Genomic DNA, 17,501 nt, shown 5'->3' with positions numbered 1-17,501 from the left:
GATGGTAAAAGAAATACAGCTCCGGGTAAAGTTAAAAGAAGAAAAAATTGCAGACATTCTAAAAATTAAGGCTGCTCAGCAATTATCAACTGCAGTTAAGCATATTGAAAGTGTCAAAATTTTAAGAAAATCTATTGATGCTCGTAAGCCCACAATTATCACCAATTATAAGGTTGCAGTGTATATCAATGAACCTGCACCTGAGCCTACAATTAAAGCGTTTCATTATAAAGATGTTGCTAATGCAAAACCCATTCACATTATTGGATTCGGTCCCGCTGGTATGTTTGCCGCCTTACGTTGTATTGAATTAGGTTATAAACCTATTGTTTTAGAACGTGGTAAAAAAGTACAAGAACGAAGACGTGATTTAAAAGCCATTAACCAAGACCATTTTGTAGATGAAGATTCAAATTACTGTTTTGGTGAAGGTGGTGCTGGCACCTATTCGGATGGCAAATTATACACCCGAAGTTTAAAACGTGGAAATGTAAGACGGATATTTGAACAGTTTGTATTTCATGGAGCAACGGAGCAAATTCTAATTGATGCACATCCACATATAGGTACCAACAAACTACCTAAAATAGTAGAAAATATTAGAGAGGTTATTTTAAAACATGGTGGAGAAATTCATTTTGAAAGTCGCGTTGTTGATTTTGTCATTAAAAACAACAGCCTAAAAGCCATTCGCCTACAGAATAATATTGAAATGGATACCCAAGCAGTTATTTTAGCTACTGGGCATTCTGCGAGAGACATTTACTATTTATTACATAAAAAAGATATTGCCATAGAAGCTAAATCATTTGCTATGGGGGTTCGTGTAGAGCATCCTCAACATATTATTGATTCTATTCAATACCATTGTGAAGGTAAAAGAGATGAACTTTTACCAGCCGCACCTTATAGTTTAGTACATCAGGTAAAAGACCGTGGTGTCTATTCTTTTTGCATGTGTCCAGGTGGTTTTATTGTACCTGCAGCAACCGCCATGGGCGAAGTTGTAGTTAACGGTATGTCACCTTCAAAACGAAATAATGAGTTTGCAAACTCAGGAATTGTTGTAGAAATTGATGTAGAGAAAGACATTTCTAATTTCAATCAATTTGGAGATTTAAAAGGGTTGGAATTCCAAAAGAGTTTAGAGAAATTAGCATTTAATGCAGGTGGAAAAACACAAACGGCACCCGCACAACGATTGACTGATTTTGTAACTGGTAAATTATCTACAGATTTGAATTCAACATCTTATCAACCGGGATTAAAATCAGCTACGTTACATTCACTATTACCCAAAATTATAGGTAGTAGATTGCGAACGGGATTTAAAGTTTTTGGTGAAAAAATGAAAGGCTTTTATACCGAAGAAGCTAATGTTGTAGGTGTAGAATCGAGAACGTCTTCTCCTGTTAAAATTCCTAGAAACGAAAATTTAGAGCATCCACAAATAGAGGGTTTATTTCCTTGTGGCGAAGGTGGTGGTTATGCGGGAGGAATCGTTTCTGCAGCGATGGATGGCGAACGTTGTGTAGAAGCGGCTATAGCATCCTTTCAAGAACGCAAGTAAGGTGTTTCTTCCATTTTCACGACACTTTTTAAGTAAGTTCGTTTTTTCGATCCATTTCTTTTGGTACTCTTCCATTAAAAAATTGAGTAATAGCACAGTGATATGTTTTAGATCGTTTTAATAAATTGAATCAAATAAACGATGAAAATACTAATGGCAAGCCCGATACTAACTTTTGCAAAATCTTTAGCAATGAGTTTATAAGAAGTTTTTAATTTTCCTTTATTAAGTAGGTAATTTATTGCTATTTCACGCCCGGCAAGAATACCAATAAAAGTCCATGTTGTACTCATTGGAATCGAATTATAGTTTTCATATACAAAGAGAATTATTCCATAACACAGGTCTATTATAGTAGCAGAACGGATGTTTCAATTTTCTGGGACTATGCATGTAAATGAAACGTAGCTTATCCCCTATTCCCTATTTTGAATATGCCCCTGAAGAAAAGTCAATTTCATCTCCTATTTATATTAATGAACTTATTCCATAAAATTACCTAACAAATCGAAATGCTGTACTGAATTTCCTTGCTTCACATAAATAAGCCCACCATTTAGCCAAATTTCAGAATATTTTATAGGAACTATTTCATCTCCATTCAGGTTTACAACACCCCATTTTTCATTATTTTTTACTTTGAAATTACCATAATCTAATACTCCTGTTTCAATATATTTTGTACCAAATAACAATTTACCATCAACCGTGATATATCCTTTTCGGTTTTTGTCAAAACTATATTTAGCCAAACCGGTTTCACTATCAAAGGTACTAATGTATTTAAATAAGGGTGGAATTATTGTCTCTCCCAAACTATTTATAATTCCGTATTTACCTCCATATTTCATGGTTATAAATAAGTCTTTTATATTACTATATTCAATATATTGCCAATGCGTATTATTTTCAATTGCTTTTCCTTTGGTACTGACAAAATACCCTTCCCCAGTTAAAAGCAAGACATGGTGCAACTCTGGAGTAATTTCTTCATAATTATAAAAAGTATCGTAGGTTTTCCCTTTAATATTTAAGGTTTGCAATTTCCCTTTACAATTAAACACCTGACTTTGTCTCTTGTTATTTTCTAAAAAATTTGTTCCTATAAACAAATTGTCATTTGGGCCATAAAACACCCTCGTATAATCAGCGGGGCTAATTTTTTCAAAATCACTATTTAAGACACATTCTGTTCTATTCCTTTTTCCAATAAAAACTTCTGTGTCACACCTTTTAGCCTTAGTTATGATAGCATAAGGCACTTTAGATTTTATAATTTCAGCATTTTGCAAATCAATTATATCAGAACTAATTAATTTATTATCTAATTTAACTGCTAAAGCATAGTGTTCATTTATTTTTTGAACGTTATCATAATCAAATGCAATAATGGTTTTATTTTCAATAGTTAATATGCCTGTTTTTTTATTACTATCAGTTGCTAAGAGTTTACTGTCATTAAGAAATTGCAATCTGCTATATATAGGTTTTATTATCCATTCTCCATTTTTATCAATAAGACCATAGAATGATTTTCGTTCCTTTTTTATTGATGCAATTGCCAAATTATTATCTCTAAATTTTCTAATGTCAGCAAAGGGTAGGTTATTCACTAAATCTCCATTAAATTTGATTAAGTATTTTAAGCGATTACTATACTTACGTATAAGTGCAAGTTGATGCTTATCACTTACAACTTCTACAACGTATTTTCCACAAAATAAATTTCTTTTTGTTTTACTATTAATTATAGTCCTATAACTTTTCCAATAAATAGAATCTATAAATTCTATTTCATTGGGTGTCGTATTAATGAATGTGGTGTCTTTTGCATTTTCACTCATATAAAATCCGATTTTCTTTGATTTTAGTACCCAATAATAAAATTGTTCATTCTTAAACACATCTTTAATATGATAATATGAAGGTGAAATAATGACTTCCTCATTTTTTGATATTACACCAAAGCCTTCTTTTGTTTGAACAATTAGCGTATTTTTAACTGTGGGTTTAATGTAATAATAATCTCCCCTTAAAAGTTTTTCGCCGTCATTTAAATAATAATTGCAAAACTGGTTTTCATAACCTACAAAACCATTTTCTCCACTTTGAACTATTGTATGAAATTCTGCGGGAATTAAAATTGTTCCTTTAGCATTCTTTATCCCATATTTGCCATCTTTTTTGAAAGACTGATTGCCATTTTCAAATTTAACAATTGGTGCTTTTTTTTCATATTTTGATGAAACCTTATCATTCCTTTTAAATAACGGAGTGTACGCTTTCATTAATAAATCTAAATCCTTTTCATTCACCTCATTTTTCTTATTACTAACATTTTCACCCATCATTATGGATTCTACTACATCCTCCTGATTATTATCTAAAAGGCTACACCCCTCAGCAGCCATATTAAATAGCTCAAAGATTGTTTTTACTTGGTCCGTTTGTTGACTAAAGGAATTTAAAGTGTTTAAGACAAGAAGTGTAACTAGTAATAAATGGTTTGTTTTAATTTTCATATTATATTTTAATCTTTCTAAATAAGAGTAGTCGTTTTGCTGTGTTGATTCAATTGTTACTTATAAACCAGCCCAATTTATCATTAAAAAAGTCGATCAAATTTAAATGTTGCAATATAATAAAGCATTCCTGTGGTAGCCAACAAATGAATTGCAAAGCCAATATAATTGATCACTTTTACATATTTTTTTTTGTAATAACCCATAATGGAGTAAAGAGCGAATATTAAAATACAGGCTTCCATACCAATTACAAACAATTCTCTAACTTCAAAATTATGTTGCTTTATATACATGCTATTTAATACCCAAAAAATAAATATACCGATCACTAATACAGCATTTAAATATGGTATTATTAAAGTTGTTTTTCGCAGTTTATACCCGATAATAATCGCTGCCAAATGGCTTATCAAGATTATAAACATTGCTATAATTACATATATATCATTCATAGGTATGCCTCGGTATGTTCATTTTTCGGGACGGGTCAAGATTATATGTAACGTATGTGTATTTGTTTAGTTGCATGATTAAGCAACTAAACAAATATAAACCATCCTGACATATCAATAAAATTCCTAAGTCTCTGAATACAAGATAAGAAGTGTCTTAATTCGTAAATAATTTCTTAATCAAAAAAGTTACAAGCCTGCTATATTTACAGCATATCTCTTAAATTCACAATTCCATACGCCAATTCTGATCCATTTTCTTTTAATTTATAGGCCGCTGCTAATACTCCATAACTGCTAATTTTTTCAACAGTCATTTTTTTATCTATTTGGTATTTTAGTTTTCTTGAAATTTTAGAAATATCTTTCCAGTTCCAATCAGTTACTTTTCCATTTATATGATTAGATGTTTCAATTCTCAATGCTCCTTTTTCATTAAAATGTCCAATTGATGAACGGTGAAGTCTATTTTTTTTTAATCCACCAAAATGTAAGTTTATCATTCCCCACCCTCTAGCTGCATATCTAAAGGTATGACCATTACATTTTTCAGGATTTAAATTAATTTTTTCAACTAAAACTTTAGGACTAAAAATTGGATGCCACAGTCTAAAACTTGTCGCATACTCCGTACCATTTTTTAAATCATTATGATTGATAATTTCTTCAACACTTTTATATTCAATAATTGATTCGTCATATTTGGAATATGAGTCAAATATTTTCAATTCTAACTCATTAATAATATAATTTAGAACATCAATTTTATCTTCTATTTCTGCATAAAATTCGTAGTTCATTTCTTCGCTTGCTTATACTGTATTTGTTAATAGTTCGCTTTACTCCTGTGTTGCAATGTTTAAGCACCTAATTTAATAAATAAAAACCAAGCCATTTTATTTATCCTTTATTCAATTGTTTTAAAAAACGATGTTCTTTGATGGTACCGTATATTATAATGGCGATAACACCAAGAAGAGAAATAACACCTGAAATTATAATGTAGGTATAGAATCCTTTGGAAAAGTATTCCTTAAAATAAGGCAATAGCAGATAAAATCCAATAATGTAAACTGCAATACAAACGGGTGTTATCACATAATTTATTAGTAATCGAATTTTGTAAAACCTTTTCAGATAGGCGTAGTACGGTTTTTGAGCCATTGAAATAAGTTGTTTTTCTTTACGATATACAGTATAAAACTCCAAGACAATTCGAAATGTAAGACTAGAAATCATCAGTAAAAGTCCTAGATTAAAGGTATTCCATTGACTGAATGCGAAATAAAAAGCATAGACCAATAAAACCACCACAGTTACAGACATCACAGTGATACTGATATATTGACTATTGCGTTGTTTCTTTGCTTTTGTAATTATGTCTTTAGCAGTATAGGTTGAGATATCATTACCTTGACTTCCCCATAACTTATCTAAATTATCATTTTCCATTTTTAATACATTTTAAAAGTGATTTTCGAATACGACTTAAACGTGTTCTTAATGTTCCGTGTGCTAAACCCACGGTATCTGCAATAGTTGCTTGTGGTATGTTTTCTAGTTCTAATAATATCAAAGCTTTATTTTGCTCGTTTAGTTGATCAATACAATGATACATTTTTTTGATATTCTTTTCTGTTGCAACAGTAGCATCATCAGTATCATCAGCACTACTTGTTGTTAAAACATCTTCATTTATAGTCAAGTTTTTTTTAGATTTACGTAAATCTCCTAAACATACATTTACAGCTATTCTATAAATCCACGTGTCAATTGAGGACTTCCCCTTAAATGAATTGCTATGTTTCCAAACTTTAATAAAAGTTTCTTGAAGCCATTCTTTTGCTAGCTCATCATTACCAGATGCATAACCTAAACACAATCTACGGACTTTAGAAGCGTGTGAATTATAAATACTGGTAAACTCTTGTTCTCTATTCATTCTTTGATGATAAAATCATTTGTATTTGATTTAAAAACCATTTCGGTTTGTCTAACATAATAAAATGGGCACTGTCCTCCGCTACAATAAAATCATATTTTTTTAAATTTTCGTATTGACTTTTATAAGTTTGTGTAACCATCTCTTTTCCAAAAGGTTTTGATGCTGCAATTATGGTTACAGGAATCGATATCTTTTTTAAATCTTCTCTAAGGTCTAATTTCAGATAATCGGTATATCCATAAACATATGTTTTTCGGTCTGCTTCGAGTATCCAATTTTTAATTCTTACTTGTGCGGACTCTTTGGTGCTCATTCCTTTTGACATCGCTACTGCCATTTGTTCAAATTCTTTATCACTCAGGGCTAATTGCCGATCATTATAGGGGTTTTCATAGACCAAGTTTTCAGGTTTGTAATCAGGAATCATTAGTGCTCCTGAAGCTGGTAGACCATCAATTATTACGATTTTTGATAGTTTCAAATCATCATTACTCGCAAGCCAAGCGGCAATTGTACCTCCTAAACTGTGACCAATTATAGTTGCATTATGTAAATTATTTTTTACAATATAGCTTTTAATGGCCTCGTTTACTTTTGGTAACCAAGGAAATTCAATAGGTTCATTTCCTCCAAAACCTGCTAACGTAACAATGTGGCATTCGTAATTCTTTTCTAGCTCTTTTACTAATGGATTCCAAATATCTCCAGGAACTGTAAAACCAGGAATGAATACTATAGGTTTCCCTTTCCCTATAACTTCTATATGGATAGGTTGATTTTCATTGGTTGCGTAAATTGAGAAGGTAAATACAACGGAGACTAATAATACAATAACATTTTTCATTGTTTCTAAGTTTTGATTTCTCTTTAGATGCGGAACTCAAAAAATGTTACATTTTATTTTTAAAAGTGAACTAAAATATATTCCATTAGTTCTTGAAGAAGAGATGGTCGCACTGTTACCAAACGTATTTAGTATTCATTTCAGACAATAAATAATTTTCTGTTTATTTTTTAATTAAGATTTTTTAGTCGGTTTGAATGCTCTAATTAGCCCTATACATCCAACAAAAAAGCAAACCATTCCAAAGAGGATTAAAAATGTACTTGTTGGATGCCCCTTTGTTGTGGTATACCCTATTCCAATCATAAACCAACTCGAAATCAGTACAAATATTGCTCTTATTATTTTAAATGTTTTGCTCATTTCTAAAATGTCTTATTCAAAAAAATGGTTAATAAAAGTCTAAAGATACCAATAATTTTTCGTGAATTGCACCACAGTGCTCTTACGCTAAATACCACTACTTTTTGAGCTATAATTAGAAAGCATAATAGAACGGATTAAAGTTACAATTGACTTTAATCCGTATAAGAAACAGCGGTAATAATAAAAATTACCCCTTTATTTTACTTTTAAATTTATCAAATTCAGATTTTTGCTTTTTGGGCCAGCTATTATTTGAAGTATCTACATCAGCAGTCTCTAAATCTGGATCTATGGCGATATTTATGATTTCTTTAGTAGAATAAATGGCCTTAGTAACTTCTTTATCATTGTATCTCCAAATTTGAGCTGGATACGTTTTTCTATCTTTTGAACCATCTGCATAGGTATACTCAACAATAATTGGCATTACTAAACCACCTGGCTTATCAAATGTAATTTCGTAGAAAAATTTCGAATTGGCTTTTTGGGCAGACGCAAATTTTAATGCTTTTGTAGTATCTTCAACAAAATTAATTTCATCTTCTTTACCTGCTTCGGCATAGAACTTTTTTACATTTTTAATACCAATATCAGTGACGTCAGTGGTATAGAACCAACCTCTCCAGAACCAATCTAAGTCAATTGCAGAAGCATCTTCCATTGATCTAAAGAAATCTGCAGGTGTTGGGTGTTTAAACATCCATCGTTGAGAGTAGGTTCTAAAAGCATGATCAAATAATTCTTTACCCATTATGGTTTCGCGTAAAATCCACAACGCAGTTGCAGGTTTTGCATAGGCATTGCTACCAAAACTATATACATTATCCCCTTTTGACATGATCGGAGCAATTCTAGATTGATCACCATCCATATAATCAACAATATTTTTTGGCAACCCTCTTCCTAAAGGATATCCTTCCTCATAATCCATCATGGCCAACATTTGAACAAATGAATTTAAACCTTCATCCATCCAAGTCCATTGACGCTCATCAGAATTTACAATCATCGGAAAAAAGTTATGTCCAACTTCGTGAATAGTCACGCCTATCATTCTGTATTTTGTTCTGTCTGAGTAGGTTCCATCTGCTTTAGGTCTTCCGGGATTGAAACATATTTGCGGATATTCCATTCCCATTTGTCCATCTACAGAAATAGCTTTGTGATACGGGTAATCAAAGGTATATCTAGAATATGTTTTTAGGGTTTGAGCGGTAGCTCTTGTAGAGTGATCTCCATATAATGGATTTGCTTCTTTAGAATAATAGGAATATGCCATAACCGTTTTTCCATTAATATCAACAGCCATACCATCCCAAATAAATTTTCTAGAGGTAGCAAAAGCATAATCTCTCACATTTTCTGCAAAAAACTTCCATGTTTTTGTTTTCTTAGAAAAGCCTTTTTCAGTTTTTATAGCTTCGTCTTGTGTTTGAATTACTACCGGATTATCAAAAGATTTTTTTGCTTCAGCTAATCTTTTTAGTTGTGTTTTTGTTAAAATATCTTTTTCATTCATCAATACACCGGTTGCTCCAAGCATATGGTCAGAAGGCGTGGTAATATTTACCGTATAATCTCCAAACTCTAAGGCAAATTCACTTCTTCCCCAAAATTGATCATTTTGCCAACCTTCTACATTATCATACACACATAATCTCGGAAAGAATTGTGCAATAACATAATTGTTATTACCATCAGCAGGGAAATGCTCATAACCAGACCTACCGCCTTGAGTTCTGTGATTGTTTATAGTGTACCACCAAGAAACTTTAAATTGAAATGTTTCTCCAGCAGCTAAAGGTTTTGTTAAGTTTATCCGCATCATGGTTTGATTTATGGTATGTGACAAACTACTATCATCTATATTGGTGACACTTGTAATATTGAATCCACCATCAAAAGGTTTGTTGACATAGGCTTTGTCAAACCTAGCTTTTGTTGTGCCTTCCGGAATTCTACTGGGTTGAATATCTGGGGTTTTAGAATCTGCAGCACGCATATTTTGATCTAATTGTAACCATAAATAGGTAAGATCATCTGCTGAATTATTATGGTACGTAATTGTTTCGCTTCCCGTAATTTTTTGTTTCGTATCATCTAAAACAATATCGATAACATAATCTACTTTTTGCTGTGTATAGTCTTTACCAGGAGCACCAGAGGCTGTACGTTGCGTATTAGGTGTTGCTAGTACATCTTTAAGCTGTCTAAATTTATTTTGATTTGAATGCCCATCCTGCGTTGCTCTAGAAGGAGTTTGTGCAACTACAACAGTTGAAATAAACAAAATAGATAGCGTAAAAGTAATTAATTTCTTCATGTTTTAATTTTTGGAGTTTTAAACGAGCACTAATTTATAAAAAAATCAGCAATTGACAATAAAGTTTGAAAATTCAATAATTTTTTGGCAATAATCTTTAATATAACAATAAGATTAATTGTTTTTTATTGCATTTTGAATAGTGCAACTTCAGATGTATGTTTTGTCCTTCAATCTTTTTTAAAGCCCATTATTAACTAAAATAAAACTGTTGGTTTTAGTAGTGAATTACTTTCCAGGTATATGTTGGAGGCTTATCAAAAGTACAGAGACCGAGCAAGCAATTAATTATATATGGCGTTGTGGTGTCATTTTTTTGAATCTCGCAAATTAAATTCAGGTTGTATTATCATTTTATCTCCAGTTTAAGTGTTTACATCAATCTCGATAGGCTTAGAAACCTTACTAATTTATTAATTTCAGTATTTCTAAATCCGATTATTTTTTTGAATTGAGTTGTAATTCACACACTTGTATCATTGGTAAGTCGTTTGTCCCGAATATTCGATATGAAGTACAAAATACGTATATCGTTTGTTGTGTATTTAAGCAGCTATTTTAGCAATTAAATGAATATGAAATACCCTTGAGCTTCGTTTGTCAAATGTTGTTAAAACAGGTTTGTAATCGCTCAAACAAAATAGCATATGACAAAAACTAACGTAGTACTTTTTTTTATAAAGTATTGAAATTTTTGTTATTTTTTACAACAGTACTTTGTTTTGCGTTGGTATTTCTTAAAATTGCTTTTCAAAAGTCTTTCCGTTAAATTTATATATGTTTCCGTCTACCATTCCAAACCACAATTCGCCTTTATTATCTTCAAAAATCGATAGAGCGTAATCATTTAGAAGTCCAGCTTCTTTTGTGTAATTGGTCATCGTTATATTATCATATTTCCAAATTCCCGCATCTCTGTCTCCAAACCAAATATTACCTTGACTATCTTCTGTAATTGTGAAAATGTGTTCGAGAGTGCCTGGCATTGATTTATCACCTTTTCTTCCACTTGTCGGATGAATTAAGTTATTTTTTTTAGAAAAATTGATAATTGAATCACCTTCCTTCAGTAATACGCCAATTCCATTATTCCCCATCCAAAGTCTGCCTTTTGAGTCTTCTAAAATACTTCTAATATGCAGAGGTTCAATATTTCTATCAAAGCCTAATGTTTCATCATTAATAATTACAAATTCGTTTCCATTATAACCAAAAACGCCTGCATAAGTACCAAACCAAATCATATTGTTTTTTCCTTTCGAAATGCTGGTTACAGCAAATAAATTATCATTATGATTAAGTACTTTATGGGGAGGAAAGTCTAAATAATCGATTTTTTGACCATCATATCTAAATACCCCTTCTTTCATTCCAGCACCAAACCATAAGTCGTTATCCGTTTTCGCCCATTTATTCCGGGAAGTATCATTGAATGATTCTGGATTTAAATTTTTAGAAATACCATTTTCTGTACTTGTATGGTTCTTTATCAATTTTCCATCATAACTACTCACTCCGTTTTGAGTGTTAAACCAAATAATGCCTTCTTTATCTTCTCGTATTCTGTGAATTTGGTTATCAGTCAATCCTTCATTGATTGTGAAGTAAGTGAATGAATTACCGTCATAAACGGCCACTCCTTCTTGAGTACTTCCAAGCCAATAATTTCCTCTGCTATCTTGAAAGATAGAACGTATTCCTGAAGTGAATTTTAAGGTGTAAGTTTTTGAAGTCACAACCAATTCAGGCTTATGAGTTTCTTTTTCTGTTGATTTCTTTTCTAGGCAAGAAAAGTTTAGAGTCAATATAAGAAGTAGATATATCAATTTTAATTTTTTATCCATTTCGGGTTTTTCTAATATGACACACAACGTGTTTCTTTAGTTTGTAATATCTCTTTAGACAGAAAAAAAGAAGAACTATAATGTGTTTTACAATAACAATCCAGAACTATAGCCAGTCCCCTCTTCTATCAAATTGCGTGCGATAAGTTGTATATTTAAACACCTAATGTAGCAATTAAATCTGAAAAGAAAACAATCCTTTGTGCCCTTGGTATTAAACTATTAAAACAGGCTATTGTTATTACTCAATCAAGATTAATATATGATGATGCCTATGGCAGTACCTTAGCGAAAAATGAATGAAATGTTATTTGTTTTTTACATTAGCACTTTGTTGCCCTCGGTATATTATTTCCATTTAGCTATTAATTCCGTCAAACCTTTTTCGATTCCACTGTAATAATCTCCATTTCTAAATTCGGGAATAATAGTTTGGTCAATTATTTGTTTACAAATTTCGTCTGTCAGAATGTTTTCAGTTCCAATTCCTGTTGAAATTCTTATTTTTCTTAAGCTCTTACTAAAAACAATAGATAGTCCGATGTCTTTTTCTTTTAATCCAATTCCGTTATAATTTGATAAGTCAATGGCAAACTTGTCAAAATCCGTATATTTTCCAATGGATTCTATTGATACAATGGCTATTTGATTAGCTGTTTTTTTCTCAAACTCTCTAATTTTTAAAGTCAATTTTTCAAGTTGCTCAACAGTAAAAACAGATTCAAAGTCATTTACTTGTCTTTTCAGTTTCGGCAAATCTATTGCTCCTAAATCGAATTGAGTAAATTCAACTTTCGTTGGTTCTGAATTCGGTTCAGTTTTTTCTATTTGTGTTGTTTTACAACTACATATCGTTAAAAATACTATAAATATTAATTTAAAAATTGATTTTTTCATATTATAGGCAACGGTTTTGCATAACTTAAGTTAGCATTTATAAATATAGTTATAAACTTAAGTATAGAAAGAACAAAACACCAAATAATAGTATACTGAGCCTAGAATAATAGTGAAGAAATTCAATAAAGAAAAGATTCGTTTTTACCTCAGATCTTTGTTGGTGCAGTATTTATTTTCTAACAATGATATATTTTCTCAAATCTGAACTGAGAATATCGCTTAATTCCTCTTTGTTTCTTTCGTCAGTTTCTGCAAAAACAAAACCAAAAAGTGGATATGTGTTTATATCTAAGGCTCTTATCAAAATAGGGTTTTCAAAATCATCTGCAAGTGCTTTATAATCAAAACTTGCAATATCATCAGGCTTAATACCTGAATTGTTATCTAAAACGATTATGCTAAATATTTTGTTTTCTTGGCCTTGGTATACAGTATCCCAATTTGGGCAAGTATTTTCAAAATAGTATTTGTAGGAATTAAGCCCTATTGCAATTCCTGATAAATCACCCGTAGTACACCAACCTCCAAAACGAAGTGGATTGATTTCAATAGGAATTATTTTGCCGTTCTTATCTATTCTTACTTCTGCATGAGCCGGGAAATTTTTTAAATTAAGTTTATTGCCAATTGTACTTAAAAACTGCTCCAATTCAGATTTATATTGATTAACAATTGCTTTAGAAGTCGAATAAACTCGGTCGCTTGTATCCGTTCCCGATGAAAAAATGTGGTGCAAAATATTTAATATAACTACCTCCCCCTTATCATTATGATAGTAATCTATAGCGTATTCTTCACCTTGAATAAAATCCTCAATAATAAAGTGGGAAGTATCGAGTACATTTTTCGGAAAAATACTTTTAAGATTGTGGGGTGTTATTTCCTCTTTTGCCTTAATCCAATCGTTTTCATCTTTTATAATATAGACACCAACACTTAAAAACCCGATGGATGGCTTTATGACAAACGGAAATGACAATTCCTGGGTAGCAATATTCGGAATGTTTTCTAACTTGATTTTTCGGAATTTAAATTCTGGAAATATGGCTTTAATCTGCTCTCTGAATTTAACCTTGTCTTTAAGGATATTGATTTGTTTTGACAATTCACTTTCCTCAAAGTGGTTTTCTATCCAACTGAGAACATTCTCTGAATTGGAATACATACGCTGAGAAGGATTGTTTTTTATATTTGCTATAGCATCTTCTTCGCTAATCCAATTTAAGGAATCGTCAGCCACTAATTCTTTAGCCGCTTTTGTTGCAACAACTTGATAGTGATTATCTTTTATCGTATCGATAAGAAAATCTGAAATATATGGTTTGTCAATTAGGTACATTTTTAATAGCTACATATGGTTTTATCCAAATTACCGCCAACGTGTTTCTTTAGTTTGTAATATATCTTTAGATAGAAAAAAGAAGAACTATAATATGTTTTACAATAACAATCCAGAACTATCACCAGTCCCCTCTTCTATCAAATTGCGTGTGATAAGTTGTATATTTAAACACCTAATTTAGCAAATAAATTCGAAAAGAGAACAATCCTTTGTGCCATTTTTAATATTCACTTATAACAGGCTTTTGCTTTCTCTAAATCAAGATTAATATATGAGCATGCCTATCGAAGTACTTAAATGAAAAATTAATAACTCTTCACTTTCTCTTACCTCAGCAGTTTGTTGTTCAATGTGTTACTCCCTGAAAATGCATAAAATTATTCTTATTTTATAGTATAGTTTGTTACACTTTTTCACTTTAATCGTTTTGATAATATACCAACCCATTAAACTTTAAAAATGAATCAACTTGTTGTAGAAACCAAAAACCTCAATTTTTCTTATTCCAAAAACAAGAAAGATATTGAAGATTTAGAGCTTAAAGTTCCCAAGGGAAGTATTTATGGTTTTTTAGGTCCAAATGGCTCAGGGAAAAGTACCACCATTCGTCTAATTCTTGGCCTTTTAAAGAAAAACTCTGGAACTGTTTCTCTTTTTGGTGAACTTTTTAGTGGACAATCAAGACTTAAAGTATTAAATAAGGTAGGTGCCTTGATAGAAAATCCGTCTTTATATGAGCATTTAAATGCGATTGATAATTTGAAAATTGCTGCTAACTACAGACAAAATATACCGTCAAATAGAATTTATGAAGTATTAGAAATTGTAAACCTAACTAAAGCTAAAAACAAAAGGATAAAAGAATATTCGCTAGGGATGAAACAACGTTTAGGATTAGCCATTTCTTTATTAAGTAATCCTGAACTAATCATTTTAGACGAGCCAACAAATGGATTAGACCCAAAAGGAATTATAGAAATGCGTACCCTTATCAAAGACTTAAACAAAAGGTTGGGGACAACAATTTTTATTTCAAGTCACTTGTTAAGTGAAATTGAAAAAACATGTACACACGTTGGTATTATTAGAAATGGTAAGATGTTATATCAAGATACTGTGGCAAGCTTAAAAGAATCTAAAGGAACAAATATCAAATTTGAAATAGAAGTGGATACCCCTATTAAAGGCTTGTCTGTACTTAAGAATTTAAAAATGGAAAACATTTCGTTACTTGATGATTTACTACAAATTGAAGTGAAAAATAAAAATGAAATAACAGATGTGATAGATGTTTTAAGAGCTGAAAGAATTAAGATTTATCAAGTATCCATTAAGAACAATTTAGAAGAGCTCTTTTTATCATTAACCGAAAATTAATAGTATGTCAACAATATTATATTATACCGCAAGCTTAAAAAATGAACTTATTAAGTTAAAACGAACATTTGCTTTTTGGCTAACAATTATTAGTGCAGTTCTTTTTCCTATATTATTTATTGTAGCTTACATTTTTGAGCGTGAAACCTTAGTGCCATTAGCAGGAATAAATCCTTGGGAAAAATTTATGGTGACTCAAATTGAAAATTCTACGCCCTTTTTTATACCTATGTTTATTGTCTTAATTACGAGTTTGATTATGCAAATAGAGCATAAATCATTAGGCATAAAGCATTTATTTGCATTGCCTGTGCCCAAATCGAGTATATATTTCGGAAAATTAAGCATTGTCATTTTGGCTATAATAGTTACTTATGTATACTACTATATCGCAATTATCTTATCAGGTGTTTTGTTAGGTTTTGTTTATCCAGATTTAGGTTTTTTAAATTTTCCGCCAGAACATTTGCGTTACCTGAAAATGTTAATGACATCTTTTTTGGCTTCTTTTGGTATTATAGGAATTCAATTTTGGTTAAGTTTCAGATTTAAGAACTTTGTTATTCCTTTAGGTTTTGGAATGTTTTTAGCTATTATAGGTATCATTGTTTCACAAGCTCCACAACTATCCATTTATTTTCCTTATTCGTTTAGTGTTTTATCCGTTTCTCTAGGTGATAAAATGCCTTTAATTTTTGGTATTTCCTCTGTTACTATATTTAGTATCGTGTGCTTTTTAATAATAAGTATTTTTGGTTATTTTAACATAAAGAAATTAAATATAAAATAAGCACATAGTACATTATGTTAATGATTATTCAAATTGTTACGGATTTCCCCAATGATGAAACCTATTTTCCGTTTTATTAAAATAAAGAGCATTAAAATAAAAGCTCAAAACACCAAATAATAGTATTTTGAGCCTAGAATAATAGTGCACAAATTTAATTAAGAAATTATTTGTTTTTAGCTCAGTTCTATGTTATGTTACGTTTTTATTCTTTCAATTTTCAGTTTTGTTAATTTTTCCGATTCTACAATGTAAGATATTTCCTTGATTGAGCCTATTTCAATTTTCAAAGGTTTGTTATTTACGTTTTCAACATAAATTCTAAATTCATTCTGATTTTGAAAAGTTGAAGCTTTACTGAATATATTGAGTTCTTTTAAGTTCCTTTCGTTCTCATTGTAGTAGTCAACAAGTCTCCAATCAAATTTATATTTTTGTCTATCTAATTCTAATTTCACTCTTTTTAGAAATTCACTCACATTAGTAATAATTAAGGCAGTGTCTCCAAAGGATTTCATAGATTTTTCAAATTCAATTTCCTGTGTTTCTTTCTTATTATTAAATATTGAAAAAAGACTGAAAATATTTCCTTTATAATTGAAGAACTGACGAATTTGTGCTTTAGTCAAATTAAGGTGGATTTCATCTTTTCCTCCTGGATTAATAGTTAGAATCGATTCATCTTGCTCATAAATATTTTTTATTTCAGAAGCACCTTCTAAAAAATCTCCTCTAGCACCTTGTTCAGATTCTAATTTTTTAAAAAAGTCTACAGTGTTAAGATATAATAGACCTTTATTTTGAAGTCCTTCAATATGTTCTTTTTGTCCAAATTTCACAAATAATATTGGAGTTTTCATAGCTGTTCTTTTCTTTCTCTAAATGTGACATAACGTGTTTCTTTAGTTTGTTGCGTGTTTCAAGCAACTAATTTAGTAAATAATTACCGTCCCGAGGCTTCGGGAGAAAAACCGCGAGTCCCGAGACTTCGGGATTCGCAAGTAGGCAAGAAGCCAGCAATAAATTATATACGGCTTAAGTTTGTAATTCATTAAATTAGATACTTAATCAGAAAGAATAAAAGAGAGAATTAAGGTTAATATATACGGTGAAGCTACAGACTTCGACAATCCCGAAGTTTCGGGAATAATCCTCTCTCTTTTCTACTTTAAATCACGTTCAGTTCTGTGAGACTTAGATCTCGTTTTCAAGTTGTTGTGAGT

Annotated in this window: 15 protein-coding genes; 3 read left to right on the top strand and 12 right to left on the bottom strand. The window is 30.9% G+C overall.

Going from position 1 to position 17,501, the window contains the following annotated elements:
• Position 1: 1 nt before the first annotated feature.
• On the top strand, positions 2–1,570 hold the full coding sequence (locus tag JBL43_RS14995) for an NAD(P)/FAD-dependent oxidoreductase (protein WP_198842223.1): 1,569 nt from the start codon (positions 2–4) through the stop codon (positions 1,568–1,570).
• 107 nt (positions 1,571–1,677) lie between these two features.
• Here the strand turns inward: JBL43_RS14995 and JBL43_RS14990 are convergent, their stop codons facing one another.
• The 11 genes from JBL43_RS14990 to JBL43_RS14940 form a co-directional block, all read right to left on the bottom strand.
• Positions 1,678–1,863: a hypothetical protein gene (locus JBL43_RS14990; protein ID WP_198842222.1), complete on the bottom strand. Its 186-nt coding sequence runs from the start codon at positions 1,861–1,863 to the stop codon at positions 1,678–1,680.
• Positions 1,864–2,052: 189 nt separating this feature from the next.
• On the bottom strand, positions 2,053–4,092 hold the full coding sequence (locus JBL43_RS14985; protein ID WP_198842221.1) for a WG repeat-containing protein: 2,040 nt from the start codon (positions 4,090–4,092) through the stop codon (positions 2,053–2,055).
• Between the two features lie 83 nt (positions 4,093–4,175).
• Positions 4,176–4,388, bottom strand: a complete 213-nt coding sequence (locus tag JBL43_RS14980) for a hypothetical protein (RefSeq protein ID WP_198842220.1) — start codon at positions 4,386–4,388, stop codon at positions 4,176–4,178.
• Between the two features lie 365 nt (positions 4,389–4,753).
• The gene (locus JBL43_RS14975) at positions 4,754–5,347 is read right to left on the bottom strand and encodes a hypothetical protein (protein WP_198842219.1); all 594 of its coding nucleotides are present in this window, start codon (positions 5,345–5,347) and stop codon (positions 4,754–4,756) included.
• 100 nt (positions 5,348–5,447) lie between these two features.
• Complete coding sequence (locus JBL43_RS14970; RefSeq protein WP_198842218.1) at positions 5,448–5,999, bottom strand: hypothetical protein; 552 nt, start codon at positions 5,997–5,999, stop codon at positions 5,448–5,450.
• On the bottom strand, positions 5,989–6,489 hold the full coding sequence (locus tag JBL43_RS14965; RefSeq protein WP_198842217.1) for an RNA polymerase sigma factor: 501 nt from the start codon (positions 6,487–6,489) through the stop codon (positions 5,989–5,991). The genes JBL43_RS14970 and JBL43_RS14965 overlap by 11 nt, the downstream gene beginning before the upstream one ends.
• Positions 6,482–7,336, bottom strand: a complete 855-nt coding sequence (locus tag JBL43_RS14960; protein WP_233098803.1) for an alpha/beta fold hydrolase — start codon at positions 7,334–7,336, stop codon at positions 6,482–6,484. Before JBL43_RS14960 ends, JBL43_RS14965 begins: the two co-directional genes overlap by 8 nt.
• 553 nt (positions 7,337–7,889) lie before the next feature.
• Entirely contained in the window at positions 7,890–10,025 is a 2,136-nt protein-coding gene (locus JBL43_RS14955) for a M1 family metallopeptidase (protein WP_198842216.1), read from the bottom strand.
• Between the two features lie 737 nt (positions 10,026–10,762).
• Positions 10,763–11,869: a ligand-binding sensor domain-containing protein gene (locus JBL43_RS14950; RefSeq protein WP_233098802.1), complete on the bottom strand. Its 1,107-nt coding sequence runs from the start codon at positions 11,867–11,869 to the stop codon at positions 10,763–10,765.
• Positions 11,870–12,217: 348 nt separating this feature from the next.
• Positions 12,218–12,766 (bottom strand): TPM domain-containing protein, encoded by a 549-nt coding sequence (locus JBL43_RS14945; RefSeq protein WP_198842215.1) that lies wholly within the window; start codon positions 12,764–12,766, stop codon positions 12,218–12,220.
• Positions 12,767–12,938: 172 nt separating this feature from the next.
• Positions 12,939–14,108 carry an ATP-grasp domain-containing protein gene (locus tag JBL43_RS14940; RefSeq protein WP_198842214.1) on the bottom strand — a complete coding sequence of 390 codons (1,170 nt, stop codon included), beginning with the start codon at positions 14,106–14,108 and terminating at the stop codon, positions 12,939–12,941.
• Between the two features lie 462 nt (positions 14,109–14,570).
• Between JBL43_RS14940 and JBL43_RS14935 the strand changes: the two genes are divergently transcribed.
• The gene (locus JBL43_RS14935) at positions 14,571–15,488 is read left to right on the top strand and encodes an ABC transporter ATP-binding protein (RefSeq protein ID WP_198842213.1); all 918 of its coding nucleotides are present in this window, start codon (positions 14,571–14,573) and stop codon (positions 15,486–15,488) included.
• A 4-nt stretch (positions 15,489–15,492) separates the two neighbouring features.
• Positions 15,493–16,278, top strand: coding sequence for an ABC transporter permease (locus JBL43_RS14930; protein ID WP_198842212.1), 786 nt, complete (start codon positions 15,493–15,495; stop codon positions 16,276–16,278).
• 197 nt (positions 16,279–16,475) lie between these two features.
• On the opposite strand, the gene JBL43_RS14925 is transcribed toward JBL43_RS14930, so the two are convergent.
• Positions 16,476–17,138, bottom strand: a complete 663-nt coding sequence (locus JBL43_RS14925) for an RNA-binding protein (protein ID WP_198842211.1) — start codon at positions 17,136–17,138, stop codon at positions 16,476–16,478.
• Positions 17,139–17,501 lie beyond the last annotated feature (363 nt).

The organism is Aureibaculum flavum, assembly GCF_016406085.1.
In the GTDB taxonomy this organism is placed as follows: Bacteria; Bacteroidota; Bacteroidia; order Flavobacteriales; family Flavobacteriaceae; genus Aureibaculum; species Aureibaculum flavum.
The sequence above is the reverse complement of the archived record's forward strand: the minus strand, read 5'-3'. Positions and strand labels throughout refer to the sequence as shown.

Excerpts from the sequence above, each read along its gene's own strand:
- JBL43_RS14995 (WP_198842223.1), top strand. The coding sequence starts at position 2 with ATGGTAAAAGAAATACAGCTCCGGGTAAAGTTAAAAGAAGAAAAAATT.
- JBL43_RS14990 (WP_198842222.1), bottom strand. The coding sequence starts at position 1,863 with ATGAGTACAACATGGACTTTTATTGGTATTCTTGCCGGGCGTGAAATA.
- JBL43_RS14985 (WP_198842221.1), bottom strand. The coding sequence starts at position 4,092 with ATGAAAATTAAAACAAACCATTTATTACTAGTTACACTTCTTGTCTTA.
- JBL43_RS14980 (WP_198842220.1), bottom strand. The coding sequence starts at position 4,388 with ATGTATATAAAGCAACATAATTTTGAAGTTAGAGAATTGTTTGTAATT.
- JBL43_RS14975 (WP_198842219.1), bottom strand. The coding sequence starts at position 5,347 with ATGAACTACGAATTTTATGCAGAAATAGAAGATAAAATTGATGTTCTA.
- JBL43_RS14970 (WP_198842218.1), bottom strand. The coding sequence starts at position 5,999 with ATGGAAAATGATAATTTAGATAAGTTATGGGGAAGTCAAGGTAATGAT.
- JBL43_RS14965 (WP_198842217.1), bottom strand. The coding sequence starts at position 6,489 with ATGAATAGAGAACAAGAGTTTACCAGTATTTATAATTCACACGCTTCT.
- JBL43_RS14960 (WP_233098803.1), bottom strand. The coding sequence starts at position 7,336 with ATGAAAAATGTTATTGTATTATTAGTCTCCGTTGTATTTACCTTCTCA.
- JBL43_RS14955 (WP_198842216.1), bottom strand. The coding sequence starts at position 10,025 with ATGAAGAAATTAATTACTTTTACGCTATCTATTTTGTTTATTTCAACT.
- JBL43_RS14950 (WP_233098802.1), bottom strand. The coding sequence starts at position 11,869 with ATGGATAAAAAATTAAAATTGATATATCTACTTCTTATATTGACTCTA.
- JBL43_RS14945 (WP_198842215.1), bottom strand. The coding sequence starts at position 12,766 with ATGAAAAAATCAATTTTTAAATTAATATTTATAGTATTTTTAACGATA.
- JBL43_RS14940 (WP_198842214.1), bottom strand. The coding sequence starts at position 14,108 with ATGTACCTAATTGACAAACCATATATTTCAGATTTTCTTATCGATACG.
- JBL43_RS14935 (WP_198842213.1), top strand. The coding sequence starts at position 14,571 with ATGAATCAACTTGTTGTAGAAACCAAAAACCTCAATTTTTCTTATTCC.
- JBL43_RS14930 (WP_198842212.1), top strand. The coding sequence starts at position 15,493 with ATGTCAACAATATTATATTATACCGCAAGCTTAAAAAATGAACTTATT.
- JBL43_RS14925 (WP_198842211.1), bottom strand. The coding sequence starts at position 17,138 with ATGAAAACTCCAATATTATTTGTGAAATTTGGACAAAAAGAACATATT.